The organism is Streptomyces sp. NPDC051636 (genome assembly GCF_044453765.1).
Classification (GTDB): domain Bacteria; phylum Actinomycetota; class Actinomycetes; order Streptomycetales; family Streptomycetaceae; genus Streptomyces.
This window is the reverse complement of the sequence record NZ_JBITDA010000006.1, coordinates 93,063-111,692: the sequence shown is the minus strand read 5'-3', so window position 1 is coordinate 111,692 and position 18,630 is coordinate 93,063. Positions and strand designations below refer to the sequence as shown.

At 73.0% G+C, this 18,630-nt stretch carries 15 protein-coding genes; 3 read left to right on the top strand and 12 right to left on the bottom strand.

All coding sequences use genetic code 11. The annotated features are described in order from the left end of the window. Positions 1–18: 18 nt before the first annotated feature. The 12 genes from ACIBBH_RS13950 to ACIBBH_RS13895 form a co-directional block, all read right to left on the bottom strand. Complete coding sequence (locus tag ACIBBH_RS13950; RefSeq protein WP_399404480.1) at positions 19–1,566, bottom strand: NADase-type glycan-binding domain-containing protein; 1,548 nt, start codon at positions 1,564–1,566, stop codon at positions 19–21. Continuing rightward, a complete protein-coding gene (locus tag ACIBBH_RS13945; protein ID WP_399404479.1) occupies positions 1,563–2,138 on the bottom strand; it encodes a phage tail protein in 576 nt (191 codons plus the stop codon). The genes ACIBBH_RS13950 and ACIBBH_RS13945 overlap by 4 nt, the downstream gene beginning before the upstream one ends. Continuing rightward, on the bottom strand, positions 2,138–4,099 hold the full coding sequence (locus ACIBBH_RS13940) for a putative baseplate assembly protein (RefSeq protein ID WP_399404478.1): 1,962 nt from the start codon (positions 4,097–4,099) through the stop codon (positions 2,138–2,140). The genes ACIBBH_RS13945 and ACIBBH_RS13940 overlap by 1 nt, the downstream gene beginning before the upstream one ends. Further along, entirely contained in the window at positions 4,099–4,533 is a 435-nt protein-coding gene (locus ACIBBH_RS13935; RefSeq protein WP_399404477.1) for a GPW/gp25 family protein, read from the bottom strand. Before ACIBBH_RS13935 ends, ACIBBH_RS13940 begins: the two co-directional genes overlap by 1 nt. A 31-nt stretch (positions 4,534–4,564) precedes the next feature. Continuing rightward, a complete protein-coding gene (locus ACIBBH_RS13930) occupies positions 4,565–6,472 on the bottom strand; it encodes a VgrG-related protein (protein ID WP_399404476.1) in 1,908 nt (635 codons plus the stop codon). Continuing rightward, positions 6,472–7,197, bottom strand: a complete 726-nt coding sequence (locus tag ACIBBH_RS13925; RefSeq protein WP_399404475.1) for a tail protein X — start codon at positions 7,195–7,197, stop codon at positions 6,472–6,474. Before ACIBBH_RS13925 ends, ACIBBH_RS13930 begins: the two co-directional genes overlap by 1 nt. Positions 7,198–7,212: 15 nt before the next feature. Further along, positions 7,213–7,635 carry a phage tail protein gene (locus ACIBBH_RS13920; RefSeq protein WP_399404474.1) on the bottom strand — a complete coding sequence of 141 codons (423 nt, stop codon included), beginning with the start codon at positions 7,633–7,635 and terminating at the stop codon, positions 7,213–7,215. Between the two features lie 44 nt (positions 7,636–7,679). Continuing rightward, entirely contained in the window at positions 7,680–11,012 is a 3,333-nt protein-coding gene (locus ACIBBH_RS13915; RefSeq protein ID WP_399404473.1) for a hypothetical protein, read from the bottom strand. A gap of 3 nt (positions 11,013–11,015) precedes the next feature. Next, positions 11,016–11,174 carry a DUF6760 family protein gene (locus ACIBBH_RS13910; RefSeq protein WP_399404472.1) on the bottom strand — a complete coding sequence of 53 codons (159 nt, stop codon included), beginning with the start codon at positions 11,172–11,174 and terminating at the stop codon, positions 11,016–11,018. After that, entirely contained in the window at positions 11,171–11,680 is a 510-nt protein-coding gene (locus ACIBBH_RS13905) for a hypothetical protein (RefSeq protein WP_399404471.1), read from the bottom strand. Before ACIBBH_RS13905 ends, ACIBBH_RS13910 begins: the two co-directional genes overlap by 4 nt. Beyond that, positions 11,680–12,123, bottom strand: coding sequence for a phage tail protein (locus ACIBBH_RS13900; RefSeq protein ID WP_399404470.1), 444 nt, complete (start codon positions 12,121–12,123; stop codon positions 11,680–11,682). The genes ACIBBH_RS13905 and ACIBBH_RS13900 overlap by 1 nt, the downstream gene beginning before the upstream one ends. A gap of 70 nt (positions 12,124–12,193) precedes the next feature. Then, a complete protein-coding gene (locus ACIBBH_RS13895) occupies positions 12,194–13,795 on the bottom strand; it encodes a phage tail sheath subtilisin-like domain-containing protein (protein ID WP_399404469.1) in 1,602 nt (533 codons plus the stop codon). 273 nt (positions 13,796–14,068) lie between these two features. On the opposite strand from ACIBBH_RS13895, the gene ACIBBH_RS13890 reads away from it, so the two are divergent. The 3 genes from ACIBBH_RS13890 (at position 14,069) to ACIBBH_RS13880 (ending at position 18,626) form a co-directional block, all read left to right on the top strand. Next, positions 14,069–15,697 (top strand): DUF4157 domain-containing protein, encoded by a 1,629-nt coding sequence (locus ACIBBH_RS13890; protein WP_399404468.1) that lies wholly within the window; start codon positions 14,069–14,071, stop codon positions 15,695–15,697. 114 nt (positions 15,698–15,811) lie between these two features. Continuing rightward, positions 15,812–17,236, top strand: coding sequence for a hydrolase (locus ACIBBH_RS13885; protein ID WP_399404467.1), 1,425 nt, complete (start codon positions 15,812–15,814; stop codon positions 17,234–17,236). A 4-nt stretch (positions 17,237–17,240) separates the two neighbouring features. Then, positions 17,241–18,626, top strand: a complete 1,386-nt coding sequence (locus ACIBBH_RS13880) for a ricin-type beta-trefoil lectin domain protein (RefSeq protein ID WP_399404466.1) — start codon at positions 17,241–17,243, stop codon at positions 18,624–18,626. Positions 18,627–18,630: the final 4 nt, after the last annotated feature.

Here is an 18,630-nt window from a genome sequence, read left to right as displayed (position 1 = left end):
GGAGTTCGCGATCACAGGTCAGTTCGCGTGGGACGGCCCGAAGAACTCGATCTCCGCGATGGCCACCTGCTTGCTCGCGGACGTCTGGTAGGCGGACTCGATCGTGAAGCGGACCGCGGTGACCTCGCCGACCCGGAAGGCGCGGCGCTGGCCGCCCGCGCCCTGGTCGAGGGTGAGTTCACGGGTCTCGGTCTTGCCGTCGGCCCTGGTGACGCGGGCCTCGACGCGGTGCGGGAGGGCCGACTGGGAGAGCTGGTCGGCGTGGGTCGACACCCCCGGAGTGATGATCAGGTCGAGGAGCCGGGTGGGCTGGTCGAAGCGGGCCTCGATCCACTGGCCCTGGCCGGTCTGGGACACCCCTGGACCCCACCAGGTGTTGTTGAGCTTGTCGAAGGCCAACGGGGGCTTGTGGCCGGGGTAGGAGCGGGACGCGGTGATCCTGTCCGGGGCGACCGGGGCGCGCTTGGAGAAGTGGTCGCGGGTCGCCTGGGCGCCCTTGGGGATGTTGACGGCCAGCACGATCAGCAGGGTCAGTACGATCGCCGCGCCCAGCCAGGCCAGGACGCGGTCGAAGGCGCGGCGCAGGCGGGGGCGGTCGCCGGCCCACGGGGTCTCGCGGTTGCCGGATCCCCACAGCCGGCGCCACCACGGCAGGCGCGCGGGGGTGTGACCCTCCCCGGCCATGGGCATCGCGCACCGGGCGCAGTAGTGCCGGTCGGGCCGGTTCCGCGTGGCACACCAGGGGCAGGGGACCCCGCCGTCCGCCCCGAGTTCCTCACCCGGGGCCCGGACGACCTGCGGGCGCTGGGGCGCCGGGCGGCCGGGCAGTACGGGGGCGACGGAGGGGGATGCGGCCGGGCGGGGACCGGGGTCGGAGACGGGTACGAGGAGTTGGCGGGCGCGGTCGGTCAGGCCGTCCGGGTCGCCGGGGGCCGGCGCCGGGCCCGCGGTGGGGACGGGTTCGGTGGGGGCGGTCTCGTCCACGGGGACGGAGAGGGTGGGACGGGTGACGGCGGGCGAGGGAACCGTGTCCGGGGCATCGGGCGAAGCGGTGGCGCCGACGGCGCTCTCGCCGCGGTCGTCCGCGTCGGCGGGCGCGGCCGGAGCCCGTTCCGGGGCGTCGCCGGAGGCGGCGGTGGCCGCCTCGGAACCCCCGGTCGTCGTGGCCGGATCCAGCAGGTCCCGCGAGGTGCGCGCCGGGCCCGCGCCGCCGTCCCGGCGGGCGAACGCGTCCCCGCCGGGGCCCGCGTCGGCCGGGGTGCCGGATGTGCTGGAGACGGCGGTGGCCGCGGGGCGGGAGGACGGGCCGCCGGACGAGTCGGCCGAGTCGGCGTCTCCGCCGCCGGCGGCTCCGCCGGGCCGGGTCGCCACGGCGTTGCCCGGGTCGCCCGCCGGTCCCTCGCCGGAACGCTCCCCGGATCCGCCCGCCGATGCCGCCGGGGCCCCGGCCGCCGTCCGGGCCCCTGCCCGGTCCGTCCAGCCGAGCACCGCCCCGCAGGCGTCGCAGAACGACTGGCCCGGTTCCGCGCGGGTGCCGCATTCGGCGCAGCTCTGGGTGGTCGTCATCTCTCCGGGGTCCTTTCGGCGGGGCGGGCGGGCTGAGCGGCGGTCACCTGGACCGTGTACGGCATGTGGGCGGGACGGGCGGCGGCCACCAGGGTGTCCAGGCGGTGCCGGTCGGCGGGGGTCGGGTCGGGCAGCCGCAGGTGGACGTGCAGCCGGGGGCGCGTCTCGCCGGGGACCGGGCCGAGCGGGCGGGCGCTCCAGTCGGCGCCGCCGCTCTCGCTGATCTCCGGTTCCACGCCGAACGCCAGCCGCACCGCTTCGGCCAGCCCGCGCCGGGTGCCGCGGATGCGGTGCAGATACGCGGCGGCGGCCACGGCGGTCCGCAGCAGCGGCTCGGGTTCGCTGCCGTCGGTCTCCGCGCCGACCCAGCCGCCCAGCCACTGGGCGAAGTCGAGCGGGGCGAGGGACGGCCGGAAGTAGGTGTCGAGGCAGTCCAGCACGCTCAGGATCGGCGCGATCACCTCGTCGAGACCGGCGACGAAGCGCTGGGCCAGATCGTCGTCGGCGAACACCGCGGGCAGCATCATGCCGATCGGCGCGGAGGAGCCGAGACCGTCGATGGAACCTCTCATCAGGAGCCGTCCCCGATCACCCGGACACGATGGTCGAACGAGAACACCAGCGAGGGCGGCGACAGGTCGATGCGGTCGGTCGGCTCGCCGCGCTTGCCGGTCAGCGGGTCGGCGGGGTGCAGGACCACGTGGTCGACGAGTTCCACCCCCGGTACGCGCTGCAGCACCGCGAACACCTCACCGGCCTGCACGGGCCGGCCGAAGGGCCAGCCGGTGCCGTCCGTGCCGCCGGTCAGCGGGTCGAGGTGGCGGTAGAGGGCGTCGTGCGCCTGCCGCCGCACCCGGCCGGTGTCGGTACCCCGGAAGGCGTGCACCGTGGCGACCACCGTCACGCCCTGGTAGTACGGCGGCCCCACCGCCAGCCGTGTCCCGATGAGGCGCCGTTCGTCCAGATGCCGGGTGATGCGGTCCAACAGGGCGTCACCCGGGACCAGTTGCTCGAAGCGCAGCCGGCCGCCCGGGTCGGGGACCGCCTGGGGTACCACCAACACCCGTACCGCGTACGCCCCGTGCTCGCCCTCCTCGCCCTCCAGGCAGGTGATGCGCGCGGTCTCCGGGGCGGCACGCCGGGCCAGCTCCTCGTAGTCGCGCAGGGTCACCGCCCGCTCCTGGGCGCGCAGGGTGACCGGCGCCCGGACCTTCGCCTCCTCCACCGTCTCCCCCTCGACCCCGCCGCGCGCCGCCTCCCGGTTGACGACCTCGGAGACGTACGGGATGGAGGTGCGCAGGATCTGTACGGCGCCCCGGGCCACGTTGCCCGCGCGGCCGCCGCCGGTGCGGTAGCGGCGGGCACGGATCGGGGCCCCCTTGGGGGCGACCGCCCCGTACTGGCGCAGGGAGCCGTCGGGTTCGCGTACGGCCGGGCCGAAGGCGATCTCGCCGGTCGTGGCGTCGAGGGTGATGTGCCGGTCGTACGGTCCCGATGCCGCGAAGTGCGGCACGACCTGCCAGTCCACCCACCCGTCGTGCTCTGCGGTCTGCAGCAGCACCGGCGGGTCGTCGCCGACCACGGGCGCGTGCGCGAGCCGCAGCCGCTGCCCCGGCAGCCCGGTGGACTCGCCGAGCGCCTCGTCGTACACCGTCTCCGCGTGGACGGCGGGGGTGGTGCCGCCGATCGTGAAGGCCTCGGCGGCCCGGACGGTGGGGGAGGTGGTGTAGAAGGGCTGGCCGGGGAGGGGTTCGGTGACCCGGCAGCGGATCCAGCCCGCCTCCTGGCCGGCGTTGCGGGAGAGCACGTGCCCGCCGGGAACGTGCAGGACCACCTCACCCGGGCGGTTGAGGCCACCGGTGCCGTCCCGGTCGACCTCGCAGGGCTGCCAGCCGTCCGCCGTCCACGCCTCCCACACCAGCGGCGGCTGGCGCGGGTCCACGCCGACGCCGTCCACCCGGCTGTCCAGGTCCAGGGCGAGCGCGCAGTGCGGTACGGCGGCGGTCAGTCCGAGCAGCATGCAGTCGCCGGGCCCGGGGGACTCCGAGAAGCACAGCAGGTCCTTGTCCTCCTCGGCGAGGTCGTGCGTCCGGTCCACCGCCGGCTCGCCCTGGTGCTGGACCAGCAGGTGACGCAACGCGCAGGAGACGACGGTCAGTTCGCGCTCGGTGGCGAAGACGACCGCCTCCTCGCTCTCGGTGCGCAGGGTGGCGACCTCGGTGCCGACCGGCACCGCCACCGGCTCCTCCTGCGGCGCCGACAGCCAGAACGTCACGTCCGTGCGGGCGGCGGACGGCGGGAACAGGGTGATCCCCACCAGATCCAGGAAGGCCAGATGGTTCTTCTCCGGCACCCGGTTGAGCCGGTAGACGATCTGGTCGGCCATGTGGGCGACCGTCTCGATCAGGGTGACGCCGGGGTCGGAGACGTTGTGGTCGGTCCACTCCGGGGCGCGCTGCTGGATGTAGCGCTTGGCGTCGTCGACGAACTGCTGGAAGCGGCGGTCGTCGAGGTTGGGGGAGGGCAGGGCCATCAGCGGTCGCTTTCCGGAGCCGGGGAGGTGCCGTCCGGCTCGTCGTGGGACGGAATGACGTAGAACGGGAAGACCAGGCTGCGCGGGTTGTTGGTGCCGCGGATCGAGTAGCGGACGTCGATGTAGAGCACGCTCTGGTCGGAGCCGGCCGTGACCTCGACGTCGTCGACCTCGATGCGCGGCTCCCAGCGGTCCAGGCTGACGTACACCTCGTGCTGGATGCGGCCCGCGGTCTGCTCGTTGACCGGCGCGAACACCAGGTCGTGGATCGCGCAGCCGAAGTCGGGCCGCATCGGCCGCTCGCCCGGCGCCGTCGACAGCACCAGCCGGATCGCCTCCTCGATCTCCCGCTCCCCGCTGACCAGGGCGATCCCGCCGGTCGGCCCGATGCGCAGCGGAAACGACCAGCCGGACCCGACGAACTGCTCGGCCATCAGAACCACACCCCGCCTTCCACGGAAACGGTCACGGAATCACCATCGGTACGGGGATGGTGGTGACCCCGAACACGGGGGACCCCACCAGGGTGGTCGGCGCCTTGATCGTCGTGTTGACGGCCGCCGTGATCTGCACGGTGGCGCCGCCCGTGAGGTTCGCGGCGCCCAGGGCGCTCATGTTCAGGGCGCCCCCCGCGTTCACCCCGATCTCGCCCGCCGCCTTCACGTTGACCAGGCCGGCGCCCTCGATGCTGAGCGGGCCGCCGCTCTTGATGGTCAGCCTGCGCCGGGCGCTCAGCGTGAGGTCGGTACCGGCCTCGACCGACACCGACCGGCTGCCCTTGATCGTGACCGAGCCCCTGCTGTCCACGACGATCTCGGTCTTCGTCCGGTCCAGGCTGATGGTCAGCCGCTTGTCGCCGGACACCAGCCGGACGCCCTGCTTGCGGCCGCCGGTCTTCTGGCTGAGCAGGTCCATACGGTTGCCGTCCCGGTCGGAGACGGTGTGCCGGCTCGCCTTCTTGCGCACGGTGTCGTGCAGCGGCACGTCACTGACGACGGTCGGCTTGTCCTTGCCGTTGTAGAGCCCGCCGATCACGAACGGATGGTCGAGGGCACCCCGGTCGAACGCGACCAGCACCTCGTCGTTGACGTCCATCGGGAACACCCCGCCGCCGCCGAGACCGCCCATCTGCACGGTCCGCGTCCAGTCGCTGACGTAGGTGTCGTCCAGCCACGGGAACTGCAGGCGGACCCGCCCCTGCTTGAGCGGGTCGTTCACGTCGGTGACCAGGGCGTTGGCCACGCTGGGCAGCCGGGGCGCGGTGTCGGAGCCTCCCGAGGACAGCCCGTACAGCGAGCGCCACTGCCGTCCGCTGACCGTCACCCACGCCTCGTAGTGCTTGCCGTCGCCGAAGACGTGCCGTACGGAGGTGACGGTGTACTTGCCCTCGAACGGCTTGCCCACGTCGGCGAGCGCCACCGGAACTCCCGGACGCAGTTTGGGGTTTCCGCGCGCGATGACCTCCAGCTCGGCGAAGGAGGAGGTCACGTCGTCGGCGAGGGCGTCGGCGGCGAACTTCACCTCGTTCTGCTTGTCGTACGGCGTGCCCGTGTCGACCAGCTTGGCCGCCTTGAACTTCCCGGCCGCCGCGCCCGGAGTGGTGGCGATGGTGATGCCCGGGTTGGCGGTGGCGGGCGAGGTGGCGGTGAGCTTCTTCTTCGTCGTCACGTCCCACCCCCGCGACTCCACCTTGCCGACCTGGTCGGCGGCGGTCACGGCGGCCCGCAGCCGCAGGATGTCGTGCCCGGCCTGGAGGACGAACGGGCTCTTGTCGCCGTCGGTGCTCGGCGAGGGCGCTCCGGAGGCCGACTTGGGCTTCACGAACTGGAACTTCCCGTCCGCGTCGACCGACATCACCATCTCGTTCTCGTCGGCGAGCCGCGCGAGGAAGTCCCAGTCGGTGACGTTGGACTGGCTGATGAACTCGTACACCGTCTTCGTCGACTGGATCCGCCCGATCGGCACCCCGTCCTGGGCGGCCAGCTTGCGGGCGATGTCGGAGGCGCTCTGGTTGCGGTAGGCGGCCACCCGGCGCTGGCGCAGCAGGCGGTGCCCGAAGTCGTAGCCGCGGATGACGGTGAAGGTGCCGGTGCCGTCGTAGTCGGCCTCCAGGGCGGTGACCTCGCCCGTCAGCAGCGGATCGGATGCCCCCTGCCCGTCGGCCACCGGCGCCAGGACCACCCGGGTGCCGAAGGTGACGCCCAGCTTGCCCAGGATCAGCCGGTACGGGTCGCGGAAGGTCAGCCGGAACGCGGCCGGCACGCCGGCGCCCTGGTCGACGTAACTGTCGACGAGGGCACGGGCGAACTCGGAGGGCAGCTTGGCACCGCCGATCTTCACATCGATGACGTTCGAGAACGCGGACCGCACCATCAGGCACGCACCTCCTCGGCGGCGGGGAGCACGAGTTCGACGCCGGTCGGCAGGTGCGCGGGATCGTCGATGCCGTTGGCCTCGGCGATGGCCCGCCAGGCGGCCGCGTTGCCGTACTCCCGCCAGGCCAGCGACTGCAGTGAGTCGCCCGCCACGGCCCGGTGCACACGCTGCGCGGTGAGCGCGCCCGAGGTCGGGTTCTGCCCCTTGGTCTTGCTCGGTATCTCGTGCAACTGGAGGCGGCAGGTGGCGCGGATGGGCACGCCGGTCGTCCCGAAGAGCGTGTACGTGGCCTCCACGGAACTGACGTAGGCCGTGAACCGGGCCGTGGAGAAGGACCCCCACTGGAGCACCACCCAGGGCGGCGAGGGCTGCTTGGCGGCGATGCTCTTGGTGGTCACCTCGCAGCAGTCGAGCAGCGACTCGACCTTCTTCAGCACGGTGTTGCTGGACGGCTCGTCGGAGGAGTCGAGGAAGACCTCCACGTTCATCTCCCGGGGCCGGGACCCCATGAACTCCGGCAGGGAGCCGTCCCGTTCGATCTGCGCGGGGGTGGTCTTCCACTCGGCGTGCCGGGTCAGCGACAGCTGCGCCGGGTTGAAGTCGAAGCCGAACGTCTTGATGATCCCGCCGGGGGTCGTGCTGCCGCCGACGGGGGGCTCGTGGATGGCGAGCGTGGCGCGTACGAGGCTCTTGCCGGCGCCGCCCTTACTGCCCTTGGCCATGGTTCTCCCGTCCCCTCAGTCCGTGAATCCGTGATGGGCGATCTCCAGGACCTCGGTCGCCACCGACGGGTTGGCCGGGTCGAGGGCGGGCCCGGTCCAGTTCACCGGCAGTACGTCGATCAGCCCCCAGCGGGCCACCTCCGAGCCGTCCGCGCGCAGTGCCGCGATCTGTGCGGTGGGCCGCTTGATACCCGTCTGCACGGACGAGATCCACTTCGCGACCTTCGCCGTGTCCGGGGTGATCGGGCGGGTCAGCCGGATGGTGGAGAAGGTGACGCGGGTCGGCAGCACCCAGACGAAGCCGTTGTTGCCGCCCTCCTGGCGGTGCTCGACCTCCACCTGGGACGACAGCCCCTCGCATCCGTTGAAGTAGCCGAGGCTCTCGCCGTCGATGCTGAGGGTGAACCAGATGGTGGAGCCCGGGTCCTGGCGGGACATCGCGGGTGGGCCTTTCTGTCGTTCCTGGTCGGTTGGGGGGCTGGTCAGCGGCGGGGGTCGCGGAGCTTGCCGATCCGTTCGCGGTCCAGGCGGAGTTCGGTGCGGATCAGACGGGTGATGCGGCCGATGATCCGGTGCACGAGTTCGTCGAGTTGGAAGTCGGTCAGCTCCCGCGGGTCGAAGGCGCCCGCGGGGATGGCCTCGTACTCCGGCGGGGGCGGTTCGCCGGGCCGAGGTGCGGAGGGGGGTGGGGAGTCGCCGTCGGGTGTGTACGGCGGTGGCGGGGCGCCGGCGCGGTGGGTGATGGCCGGCTGGGTCAGGCTGGTGGCGACGGTGGCCGCCGCGGCGGCCGCGAGAGCGCCCGTGGCCGAGTTCCCGACCGGCTTCCTGGTCCTCCGGCCGAGGCGCTGGAGCACTGGGAGAGGTTCCGCCGGGCCCGAGGGCGTGGCGGAGCCGGGGGGCGGGGCGAGGGGGACGACCGGCAGGGGGGAACGGTCGCCGTGGGGGGCCGGCGGTGTGGGGGGAGTGGGTGTTGCCGCGCGTTGGACGGTGGTTGAGCCGGGGGTGGGGGGAGCGGGTGTTGCCGTGGGCTGGGCGGTGGTTGGTCCGGGGGTGGGCTCAGCCTGGGTCGCCGTGCGCTGGACGGTGGCTGTGCTGGTGATCGACGGTTGCTGCGGTGCAGCGGACGGGGGCGCCGTACGGGAGCCGATCAGGGGCGTCGGGGAAACGGCCGGGGCGTGCTGCTGCGGAGCCGGAGCGGGGCGGCCGACGAGGGGCGCGGCGCCGGCGGGTGCGGTGGTCATGGGCGCGCCGAGGGCGGAGCGGCGTGAGGTGGGAGCCGTACCCGTGGTGGACGGGGCGCGCTGCACGCTGGGCCGGGGCGTGCCGCCGGCGGTGGCGGTGGCGGTGGCGGACAGCTTCGGGACCGGGGGCCCGGGTGAACCGGTGAAGGGGGAGGGGTTTTTGGGGGTGCCAGGCCGGGCGTGCGTGTTGGGCTCGACTCCTGCGCTGGAGTGGGCCGGTGGGGCCGGCGGGAACGGCGTGCTGGAGTGGGCCGGTTTGGTCCGCTGGGCGGGCAGATCGGCCTGGGCAAGTGGGCTTGGGTGGGCTACGGGGCTGGGTGGGGTGGGGGTGCCGGTGGGTTGGGCCGGTGGGTTCGGTGGGGTGGTGGTGCGCTGGACCGGCACGCTGGGGTGAGCCGCAGGGGTCGGTTCGAGGGGCGTGCTCGGCTGGGTCCGGTGGCTCGGGCCGGCGGGCGGGGCCGCGGGGGCGGACGGCTGCGGGGAGATCGGGGCGCCGAGGCCCGGACGGGGCGCGCGGCGGGAGACGCTTCGCTGGACGGGCGGTGCCGCGCTGGTCGAGCCGCCGGCAGGCGGGGCGGCCGGGTGCGCGGGGGCGGCGGTCCCGGAGGTGGCCGGGCGCGCGGCGTCGGGCCCCGGTGTCGCCGGCGGACGCGCGAGGTCGGCGGCACGTGGAGCGGCCGGGCGTGCGGAGGCGGTGTCCGGCGCGGTGATCGGGTCCGCCGGGTCGGCGGCGCGAGCGAGGGTGGGACGTGCGGTGCCCGTCCCGCGTGGGGCGGACAGGGGCGCGGACTCGGCTGCGCGTGCGACGGGCGTGCGTGCCAGGTCGGTGTCGGACGCTGTGTCAGGGCGCACGGAGTCGCCGGTCCGCGCGGTCCTCGGAGGCGTGGAGTCGGCGGCGCGTTGAACCGGCTCGGTGGTCGGGGGGGTGGAGTGGTCCGCCGGGTGCGGGGAACCGAGGGCACCCGGGTCGTCCGCCGGCCGCGGTGCAGGTGCGGGCGCCTCGCCGGGGGGCGGCGGCGTCCGCTGGACGGGGGGCGTGTTCCTGGTCGGTACCGGGGAGTCGGTGCTGTGCGTGTCCCCGGCCCGCACCGGGACGGTCGGCGTGGGCGTCGCCGCCGCCCGCTGTACGACGGTTACCGACGGCGGCTGCGGGGTGGCAGTCGGCGGGGGAGGGGCATCGGGTGAAGGCGGTCCGGCCGGTCCCGCGGACGACGCCGGCGTGGCGGGGACAGCCGTGGGACGCCCGAGGCCGCCCGACACACGGGCGGGGTCGGGGGACGCGGGCCGTGGGCGGCCGGAGCCGGCGGCAGGCTGTCGCTGGACGGCGGGCGGCGTTCCGCCGGGGCCGGGGGCCGTCGGGTGCGGGGCCGCGGAGGCACTCGGCGTGCCGCCCCGAGGCGGTGCGGCGGCCGGCACGGTGCCGGCGGCCGTGCCCTCCTGGGCAGGCCCGGACCCGGGCCGTTGGCGATCGATGGGTGCAGCGGCGCTTCCGGTCAGTGATCGCTGAACGGGGAGGCCGCCGGCCGCCGTACCGCTCGCCGCCGTGACGCCGTCGGCCGAGGCGACCGACCGGTGGACACCGGGCACGGCCTCGGCCCGGTGGGCTGCCGCGTCCTGGCCGTCGTGAGCCGCCGACGCGGGCGAACCGCCGGCGTCCGCCGTCGTCTTCACCCCGGACGCCGCGTCACCCGCGGGCGCAGGGAGCCGCCGCGCGACCGGCAGCGCTCGCCGCTGAACCGCCGCCGCCTCGGTCCGCGCCCGGGTCAGGGACCTCTGCTGGGACGCCGAGCCGGCCGGTACGGGCGTCACCCGGAGACCGGGGACGGGGAGCGGCGTCTTCACCGCCGGGACGTCCGGTGGCCGCGGCAACACCACCGGGACGTCCGGCGGCCGCGGCGACACCACCGGGACGTCCGCCCCGGCAGCCGTCGTCGCAGCCCGCGTCGGCGTGACGGTCATGGAGCCGTCCGCGCCCCCGCCCGTACTCCCGGAACTCACGGGGCTACTCACGGCCCGCACCGACCCCACGGCACCCGACCCCACGGCACCCGACCCCACGGCACCCGACCCCACGGCACCGGACCCCACCGCACCCGGCCCCCCGTCCGGCTCACCCGGCACCCGCGGCGGGATCAGCCGCAGAGGTACCGCCGGAGCCCGCTGCACCGTCTGCTGCCCGGGAGGAGCGGCCAACGGCAGGGCGCCCGCGGGATGTTCGAGGCCCGACACCGGTCGTGCGGACGCCGGGAGGGAGGACGTGCCGCCGAGCATCGCGCTCGACCGCCCGTCCAGTACCGACGGGGACGCCGTGCCCATGAACATCGGGTTCTGCCACGTCGGCAGCCGACCGCTGAACCGGGCGTCGGCGACCCCGGCCGGCCTCGGGGCCATGGCCCGCCGGATCGGTGGCAGCCCGGGCCAGGAGGCAGCCACCACCGGCCGTCCGCCCGTAGGGGCGCCGCCGCTCGCGGCCCCCGACACCGCCGAGGCGTCGGGGGACACCTCGACGCGGGGCACGACGCCCGAGCCGCCCGAGTCGTCCGCCCGCTTCCGGAACCGGTCCAGGAAACCCACCGCTCAGCCCTCCCCGCCGGCCCGCGTCACCAGGGACGCGATCTGGTCCGTGTAACGGCGGCGGTCGTGGTGTTCCAGGTCCAGGATCTCCTCCAGGCTCCAGTGGAAGTGGTAGGCGACGTACGCGATCTCCTCGTGCAGCCGGTCGGTCGCGTACGTCACGATTCCCCCAGGCGGCTCCCGCCGAGTTCCACCTCGAACGGCTCCGCGCAGTGCGGACACCGCACGGCGGCGCGGGTGTGGCCCTCCGCGTTGATCTGGCGGTAGAAGTCCTGGAGGAAGGCCAGGTCGGAGGCGAACATGTTCTCCACGATCCCGTCGTGCACCATCGGCAGCGTGCCGAGCCGGGTGATGACCCGGCCCAGCAGCACCACCGACAGGAACGCCGGGTTCTCCTGCACCCGCACGTCACGCAGCGGGACGAGTTCGTCCCGGGCCGTCGACAGGCGCATCACGCCGTCCCGGTGGACGGTGCCCGACTCGTCGACGTATCCGCGCGGCAGCTGGAAGGGGAACTCCGTACGCAGTGACTCCTGTTGCTGCGCGGCGGCGGGTACCGGGGCCGGCATCGGCTCCGGCCCCGGCAGTTCCGCACCCGCCTCCTCCTCCGGCGCCTCGGCACCGGAGTACGCGACGGCGCCGCCGGCCCTGGCAGCCGTACGCCGCATTACTCGATGACCAGTTCTTCGAACACGATGGTCACGGTCTCGGTGAGCGCGGACGCCTCGCCCGCCTTCACCGTGCTCGCGTCGACCTTGCTGCACCAGGCGTTGCGCAGGTGATAGCGCTTCACCGGGTTGTTCTGGAAGTCCATCATGATGATCGAGGCGTTCTTGCGGGCCGTGGTCATCTGTCCGGCGATGGAATCGTTGATCCACTGGGTGAAGGAACCCGACTGGGTCATACCGCGGACGACCGTGCAGGTCCCGTCCTTCTTCACACCCGGCAGGATCTTGACCACGTTCTGGCCGTTGGGGGTGTTCTGCTGGTACTTGATGGTGTCCTGTTCGATGCTGAGGCCGCTGACCTCGGCCAGGTACTCGACCATCACGCCGTCGATCTGCAGGCCGAAATTGTGTGAGGTGAGGGCGTCACCCGGCTGGAGACTCATGTGTTCGCTGTCCTTCGGGTCCTTCTAAGGGGTGGTGAGGAAGAGCTGGGAAGGGGAGCAATGATGCGGCCTACTCCTCCAACTCCCCGCTTCCGCTGGAGAACTGGGCCAGCCGGAAGATCACGAACTCGGCGGGCTTGACCGGCGCGATGCCGATCTCGCAGACGACCCGGCCGACGTCGACCGACTCCGGCGGGTTGGTCTCCTCGTCGCACTTGACGTAGTACGCCTCCTCGGGCCGCTGGCCGAAGAGGGCGCCGCTGCGCCACTCGTTGACCAGGAACGCCGAGATGTTGCGCCGGATGCGGGCCCACAGGGCGTGGTCGTTCGGCTCGAACACCACCCACTGTGTGCCGATGAGGATCGACTCCTCCAGGTAGTTGAAGTACCGGCGGATGTTGAGGTAGCGCCAGGCCGGGTCGGAGGACAGCGTGCGTGCGCCCCACACCCGGATGCCGCGGCCCGGGAACGCGCGGATGCAGTTGACGCCGATCGGGTTGAGCAGGTCCTGCTCGCCGCGGGTGATCTGGAGCTCCAGGTCGACCGCGCCGCGCACGACCTCGTTGGCGGGCGCCTTGTGGACCCCGCGCTCGGAGTCGTTGCGGGCCCAGACGCCGGCGACGTGGCCGCTCGGCGGGACCAGCCGGGACTGGCCGCTGGCCGGGTCGAAGGTCTTGATCCACGGGTAATAGAGGGCCGCGTACTTGGAGTCGTAACCGGCCGTCTCCTGGCGCCAGACCCGGATCTGACGGGCGTTCAGGCCCGGCGGCGGGTCGATGACCGCGACCCGGTCGCCCATCAGCTCGCAGTGCGCGATCAGGCCGAGCTGGACCGCCTTGACGGCCTCCAGGTCGATCGCGCCACGCTGGTAGGCGGCCATCAGGTCGGGCACAGCGACCATGGAGACCTCGTCGATCGCCTCCAGGCCGCCGAAGCCGGTGCGGTCGGCGGAGTCGCCGAGGTAGTGGCCCGGGCCCGGGTGCGACTCGTCCGACGCCCCGGACGACGGTGCGGCGGGCGCGGCGGCCGGGGTCGCGAGGGTCACCGTCTGGTTGTCCGGGCGGGCCAGCTGCGCGGCCGGCGCGGCCTCGGTGACGGTGATGAGCTTGGAGCGCTCCTTGACCTGCGTGACGACGTAGTTGCGGCCGCCCTTCTTGGCGGTGACGTCGAAGCTCTCGACGGGCTTGTCGCCGTCCTTGACGATCAGCTTGAACCGCTCGGCCGGGCCCTCGCCCTCCGGGTCGGCGACCTCGACGCTCAGCGATCCGTTGCTGCCCGGGGCGATGGCCGCCACCGTGAACGTGCCGAGCTGCTGCGGCTCGGCCGGCGGCAGCGCGGCCGGGGCGGCGGAACCGGTCACGGCGGCGGGGGCGCTGCCTGCCGTGCCGTCGACGGGCGCGCCCTCGGCGGAGCCGCCGACGCGGACCACGTAGGCCGCCGTTCCGCCGTTGTTGAAGAAGCCGTAGACGGAGTGCGCGAGGTAGTACCCCTCAGTGAACTCACCGAAGGCCGCGACGTACTGGCTCCAGTTGGTCACCAGGGTCGGCTCGTTCAGCGGACCGGTCGGCGCGAGCCCCACGAAGGCCGCGACCGACGTGCCCACCCCCTCGATGGGGCGTGAGCCGCTGGCCACCTCCTCGACGTAGACGCCGGGCGACAGGTAGGACGGCATGCTCTGCTCTCCTCGGGGTACGAGACAGGAACGCCCTCCAGCCTCACGCGCGCGCGCACCCCGGGAAACGGCCGTCGGTTCCCTTCCGGGGGCATCGCCGTTGCCCCCGGACGTGCCCGTTGGGGCAGCTCCGGCCGGGAGTGCCCCCACGATTGCCCCTGAGGCCCTTGCGCACCCGGATCCGGCCCCCGTACCCGTAGGTGAAGCCGGTAGTCGCAGCCAGTGAGACGCCGGTCGAGGAAACGCCGTCGCCGCAGGGCCGAAAGGGAGTTCATGCACGCACCGGAGGACCGCAAGCAGACCACCCCGACCGCGCCTTCCCGCCTCCCGGCCGGCCCGGTCACCTCGCGTGCTCCCGTGAGCGGCACCGCCGCCGGGCTGATCGCCCTCCAGCGCACCGCGGGCAACGCGGCGGTGGCGCGCGCGGTGGCGCAGGAGCGGCACGAGCACGACGCCGGCTGCGGGCACGTGCCGTCGGTGCAACGCCGTGCCCTGGTGCACAAGGTGCTGGAATCCCCCGGGCAGAGCATGGACCCGGTGATCCAGCGGGAGATGGAGGCCCGGTTCGGGGGCACCGACTTCAGCCACGTGCGCGTGCACACGGGCACTCTGGCGCGTGAGTCTGCGGCGGAGCTGCGGGCCAAGGCGTACACGTCGGGAAACAACGTGGTCGTCGGTGACACCATGACCAAGGAGGACTGGGCGCACGAGCTCACCCATGTCGAGGACCAGATGGCGGGCCCCGTGCCCGGCACGGACACGGGCTTCGGGGTGCGCATGTCCGACGAGAACGACGCGGGCGAACAGCACGCGGTGAACAAGGCCCGGCAGGTGATGAGCGGTCCGGTGCCCGTTCAGCCGATCCGCGCCCCCGGGGCGGACACCGCGGCCGGACCCACTGCCGGGAGGGGGCACGGCGTGCCGATGATCCAGCGCACCGTCTGGGAATTCGTGCCGGGCTCCAGTTTCCGGGATCCCGTCGGCGGCCCACAGGTCCGCTGGCAGGACGAGACCAACCCCGGCAACGTCCGCACCTCCGCCCAACTCGGTATCGGCGCCGATGTCACACCGCATCCGGGCGACAGGTACGACGACGTGACCCGGCAGCACCACAGCAGCGGAAACGTCAGGTTCTCCAAGAAGGGGACCATCCCCGACCCCGACTACCCGCGGCACGAGATGCGGACCCGCCGGGCGGTCGTCGAGGCCAAGGAGAAGATCGCGTCGGTGCTGGCCATGCTGCAAGCGGCGGGCAACGACCCCGCCGGCCCGCTGCTGGCCGGCCTCCGGTCGGGCTTCCCCGAGTTCCGCAGCGCGAAGCCCCCGCAGATCGGGACCTTCCTGCCCCGGGTTGCCGAGGTCGTGCGCCGCATCCAGGCCGGCCTGAACTCGGCGGGTACGGAGATCGCCCTGGTCGGGGAGGGAACCGGCACCCCGGCGGACGTCGCCGGCTGGGTCGCCCCCAGCACGCGTGACATCGCCAACCGCGTGTTCAACCCGAACCAGCAGAAGAGCGAGGAGCTTCCCACCATGGACATGGGGCGCTCCGGCCCGATCCACCTGACGGAGAAGGGCCAGAACGCCTGGTACGTCATCCACGAGGCCACGCACCGGTTCGCCGGCACTCTGGACTACCAGTACAGCCCGTACGACCAGGAGTTGGAGGAGGAAGGGTACGAGAGGGAACTCGCCGCGATCATGCCGGACGAGGCGGCGGCGCGGGACGCCGCGATGCTCGGCAGGCGTGCCGTCCGCGACCCGGGCGCCTACACCGGCAAGGACGAGCCCTCCCCGGCGAAGCAGCCGAACTGGTACGCCATGGGGCAGCGCGCACTGATGAACGCCGACTCCTACGCTCAGTTCATCCTGACGGCCACCGGAACACGGGCGCCGCGGACCTGAGGCTGGGGAAATGCCCCGCCGGATGTCCACAAGGGCAACGCCCCGTGACCTTGCGCCGTGAAGTCTGCCCATCCGTCCGCTGCGCCCGCACCGCACCCCGGCTAGCGTCGCGGCGTGAGCCTGTGGACTTCTCTGGAACCGGCTTCCGCGACGGTGGATCCGGGTGGCAGTACGCGTGTGCGGCTGCGGCTGCGGAACACCGGTGACGTGGTGGACGAGTACCGTTTCGAGCCGGTGGGGCCGGTGGCGCCGTGGACGAGTGTGGAGCCGCAGACGCTGCGGTTGTACCCGGGGACGACGGGGACGGTGGAGCTGACGTTCGCGCCGCCGCGTACGCCGGACGCGGCGGCGGGCCCGAACCCGTACGCGGTGCGGATCACGTCGACGGAGCATCCGGAGGCGACGACCGTGCCCGAGGGGAATCTGACGATCACCCCGTTCACGGAGGTGCGGGCGGAGCTGGTGCCGCCGACGGTGAAGGGACGCTTTCGGGGCCGCCCCCGTCTGGCCGTGGACAACCTGGGCAACACCAAGCTCACGGCGTCGGTCAGCGGCAGCGACAACGGCGATCAGCTGTCGTACGACATCCGTCCCGGCAACCTCCAGATCGAGCCGGGCCGGGCGGCCTTCGTGAAGACGACCCTGAAACCGCGCCGCATCATCTGGTTCGGTTCGAAGGAACAGCGACCGTACACGCTGAACGTCCTCCGCTCCGGCGTCAACCCCCTTCCTGTGGAGGGTACTTATGTCCAGCGAGGGTTCCTGCCCCGCTGGCTGGCGACCTTCTTCGGTGTCTTCATGGCGCTCGCGATCACGTTCGTGATGCTGTGGATCGCCTACAAGCCCAACGTGCGCACCGGCGCCACCGAGAAGACCGCCGAAGCCGGCGCCACCCTCGCCCCCAGCCCCTCGGCGACCTCGACGCCACCACTGCCACCGGCCCCCGCGGCGACCACCACACCGCCGGCCGCCGATTCCGGTGCCACGGCCGGGGCGGGCGGTTCAGGAGACGGCGGCGGTGCCGGGCCCACGGTGACGGCCAAGCCCAAGACCGACACGGCGGCGACCGCCGTGAACCGCCTGGCCGCGCACGACCCCAGCGGGCGGCACATCTGCTACCGCTCCTACGTCCGGGGCGAAGGCTGGCAGAAGCCGGCGTGCGACGGCACCGTCAGTGGCACGGTCGGACAGGACAAGCCGATCAAGGCTCTCAACATCGCGGTGTACGGCGTCCAGGGTTCCGCCGCCAACGTCATGGTGTACGACCCCCAGTCGACCAGTGGTCAGGGCAAGTGGAAGCCGAACTGGACGGCCATCGTCGCCGACGGCAAGGACAACTACGTCGGCAGCACGAAGAAGAACGCCCCCTACCTGGTGACCTTCGTCTACAACGTCGGCTCCGGCCAGGCCTGCAACATGGTCAAGGTCCGCGACCAGGACTGGAGCGGCCAGGCCTGTAACAACGCACGCCCCGACCTCAACACCGCCGGCGCCTTCGACAACTCGCGGTGGATCGAAGCCATCAAGCTGACGGTGTGATCGCATGACTCTCTGGACCTCTCTCGAGCCCGCTTCCGCGACGGTGGATCCGGGTGGCAGTACGCGTGTGCGGCTGCGGCTGCGCAATACCGGTGACGTGGTGGACGAGTACCGTTTCGAGCCGGTGGGGCCGGTGGCGCCGTGGACGAGTGTGGAGCCGCAGACGCTGCGGTTGTACCCGGGGACGACGGGGACGGTGGAGCTGACGTTCGCGCCGCCGCGTACGCCGGACGCGACGGCGGGCCCGAACCCGTACGCGGTGCGGATCACGCCGACGGAGCATCCGGAGGCGACGACCGTGCCCGAGGGGAATCTGACGATCACCCCGTTCACGGAGGTGCGGGCGGAGCTGGTGCCGCCGACGGTGAAGGGGCGGTTCCGGGGCCGGCCGAGGCTGGCGATCGACAACCTCGGCAACACTCGGCTGACCGCCTCGGTCAGCGGCAGTGACAACGGCGACCAGCTGTCGTACGACATCCGTCCCAGCAACGTCCAGATCGAGCCGGGTCGGGCCGCGTTCGTGAAGACAACCCTCAAGCCGCGGAAGATCATCTGGTTCGGGGCGAAGGAGCAGCGGCCCTACACCCTCGCCGTGCAGCGCTCGGGCGCCAACGCGCTTCCCATCGAGGGCACTTACATTCAGCGCGGGTTCCTGCCCCGCTGGCTGGCGACCTTCTTCGGTGTCTTCATGGCGCTCGCGATCACGTTCGTGATGCTGTGGATCGCCTACAAGCCCAACGTGCGCACCGGCGCCACCGAGAAGACCGCGGAGGCCGGCGCCACCCTCGCACCCACCCGTTCGCCGAGTCCGCCGCTGACTCCGGCGGCACCGCAGGCGTCCGCCTCGGCGCGGAGCGGCGGGGAGCAGACCGAGCAGCCCGGCGGGCCGGGGAGCTCGGAGACATCGGGCGGCGGCTCGGACTCCTCCGGGTCGGGCAGCGGCGGCAGCAAGCCGGGCGGGTCGAAGGCCTCGCCCGAGCAGACCGCGGCCGCCGCCGGGCAGCTGATCATCGGGCAGCCGTCGAACCGGTGCATCGACGTCACCGACGCGCAAGGCGGCGAGGGCAAGGACGGCGCGCGGCTGCAGCTGTGGGACTGCGCGGGAAGCGCCAACCAGAAGTGGGACTTCCGCGGCGACGGCACCGTGCGCTCGCTCGGCCTGTGCATGGACGTGGCCTGGGGTTCCAAGGACGACGGGGCGGCGATCCAGCTGGCCCGGTGCAGCGGCAACCCCGCGCAGCAGTTCGTACTGAGCGCCGCCGGAGACCTGGTCAACCCGCAGGCCGACAAGTGCGTGGACGCGGTGGACAACGGCACCGGCAACGGCACCAGGCTGCAGCTGTGGACCTGCGCCGGCACGGCCAACCAGAAGTGGCGGGTGCAGGACTAGGACC

Bases quoted from the DNA above. Each gene is read 5' to 3' on its own strand.
- ACIBBH_RS13925 (WP_399404475.1), bottom strand. From the start codon at position 7,197: ATGGCCAAGGGCAGTAAGGGCGGCGCCGGCAAGAGCCTCGTACGCGCC.
- ACIBBH_RS13945 (WP_399404479.1), bottom strand. From the start codon at position 2,138: ATGAGAGGTTCCATCGACGGTCTCGGCTCCTCCGCGCCGATCGGCATG.
- ACIBBH_RS13930 (WP_399404476.1), bottom strand. From the start codon at position 6,472: ATGGTGCGGTCCGCGTTCTCGAACGTCATCGATGTGAAGATCGGCGGT.
- ACIBBH_RS13950 (WP_399404480.1), bottom strand. From the start codon at position 1,566: ATGACGACCACCCAGAGCTGCGCCGAATGCGGCACCCGCGCGGAACCG.
- ACIBBH_RS13880 (WP_399404466.1), top strand. From the start codon at position 17,241: ATGACTCTCTGGACCTCTCTCGAGCCCGCTTCCGCGACGGTGGATCCG.
- ACIBBH_RS13895 (WP_399404469.1), bottom strand. From the start codon at position 13,795: ATGCCGTCCTACCTGTCGCCCGGCGTCTACGTCGAGGAGGTGGCCAGC.
- ACIBBH_RS13900 (WP_399404470.1), bottom strand. From the start codon at position 12,123: ATGAGTCTCCAGCCGGGTGACGCCCTCACCTCACACAATTTCGGCCTG.
- ACIBBH_RS13890 (WP_399404468.1), top strand. From the start codon at position 14,069: ATGCACGCACCGGAGGACCGCAAGCAGACCACCCCGACCGCGCCTTCC.
- ACIBBH_RS13935 (WP_399404477.1), bottom strand. From the start codon at position 4,533: ATGGCCGAGCAGTTCGTCGGGTCCGGCTGGTCGTTTCCGCTGCGCATC.
- ACIBBH_RS13905 (WP_399404471.1), bottom strand. From the start codon at position 11,680: ATGCGGCGTACGGCTGCCAGGGCCGGCGGCGCCGTCGCGTACTCCGGT.
- ACIBBH_RS13940 (WP_399404478.1), bottom strand. From the start codon at position 4,099: ATGGCCCTGCCCTCCCCCAACCTCGACGACCGCCGCTTCCAGCAGTTC.
- ACIBBH_RS13920 (WP_399404474.1), bottom strand. From the start codon at position 7,635: ATGTCCCGCCAGGACCCGGGCTCCACCATCTGGTTCACCCTCAGCATC.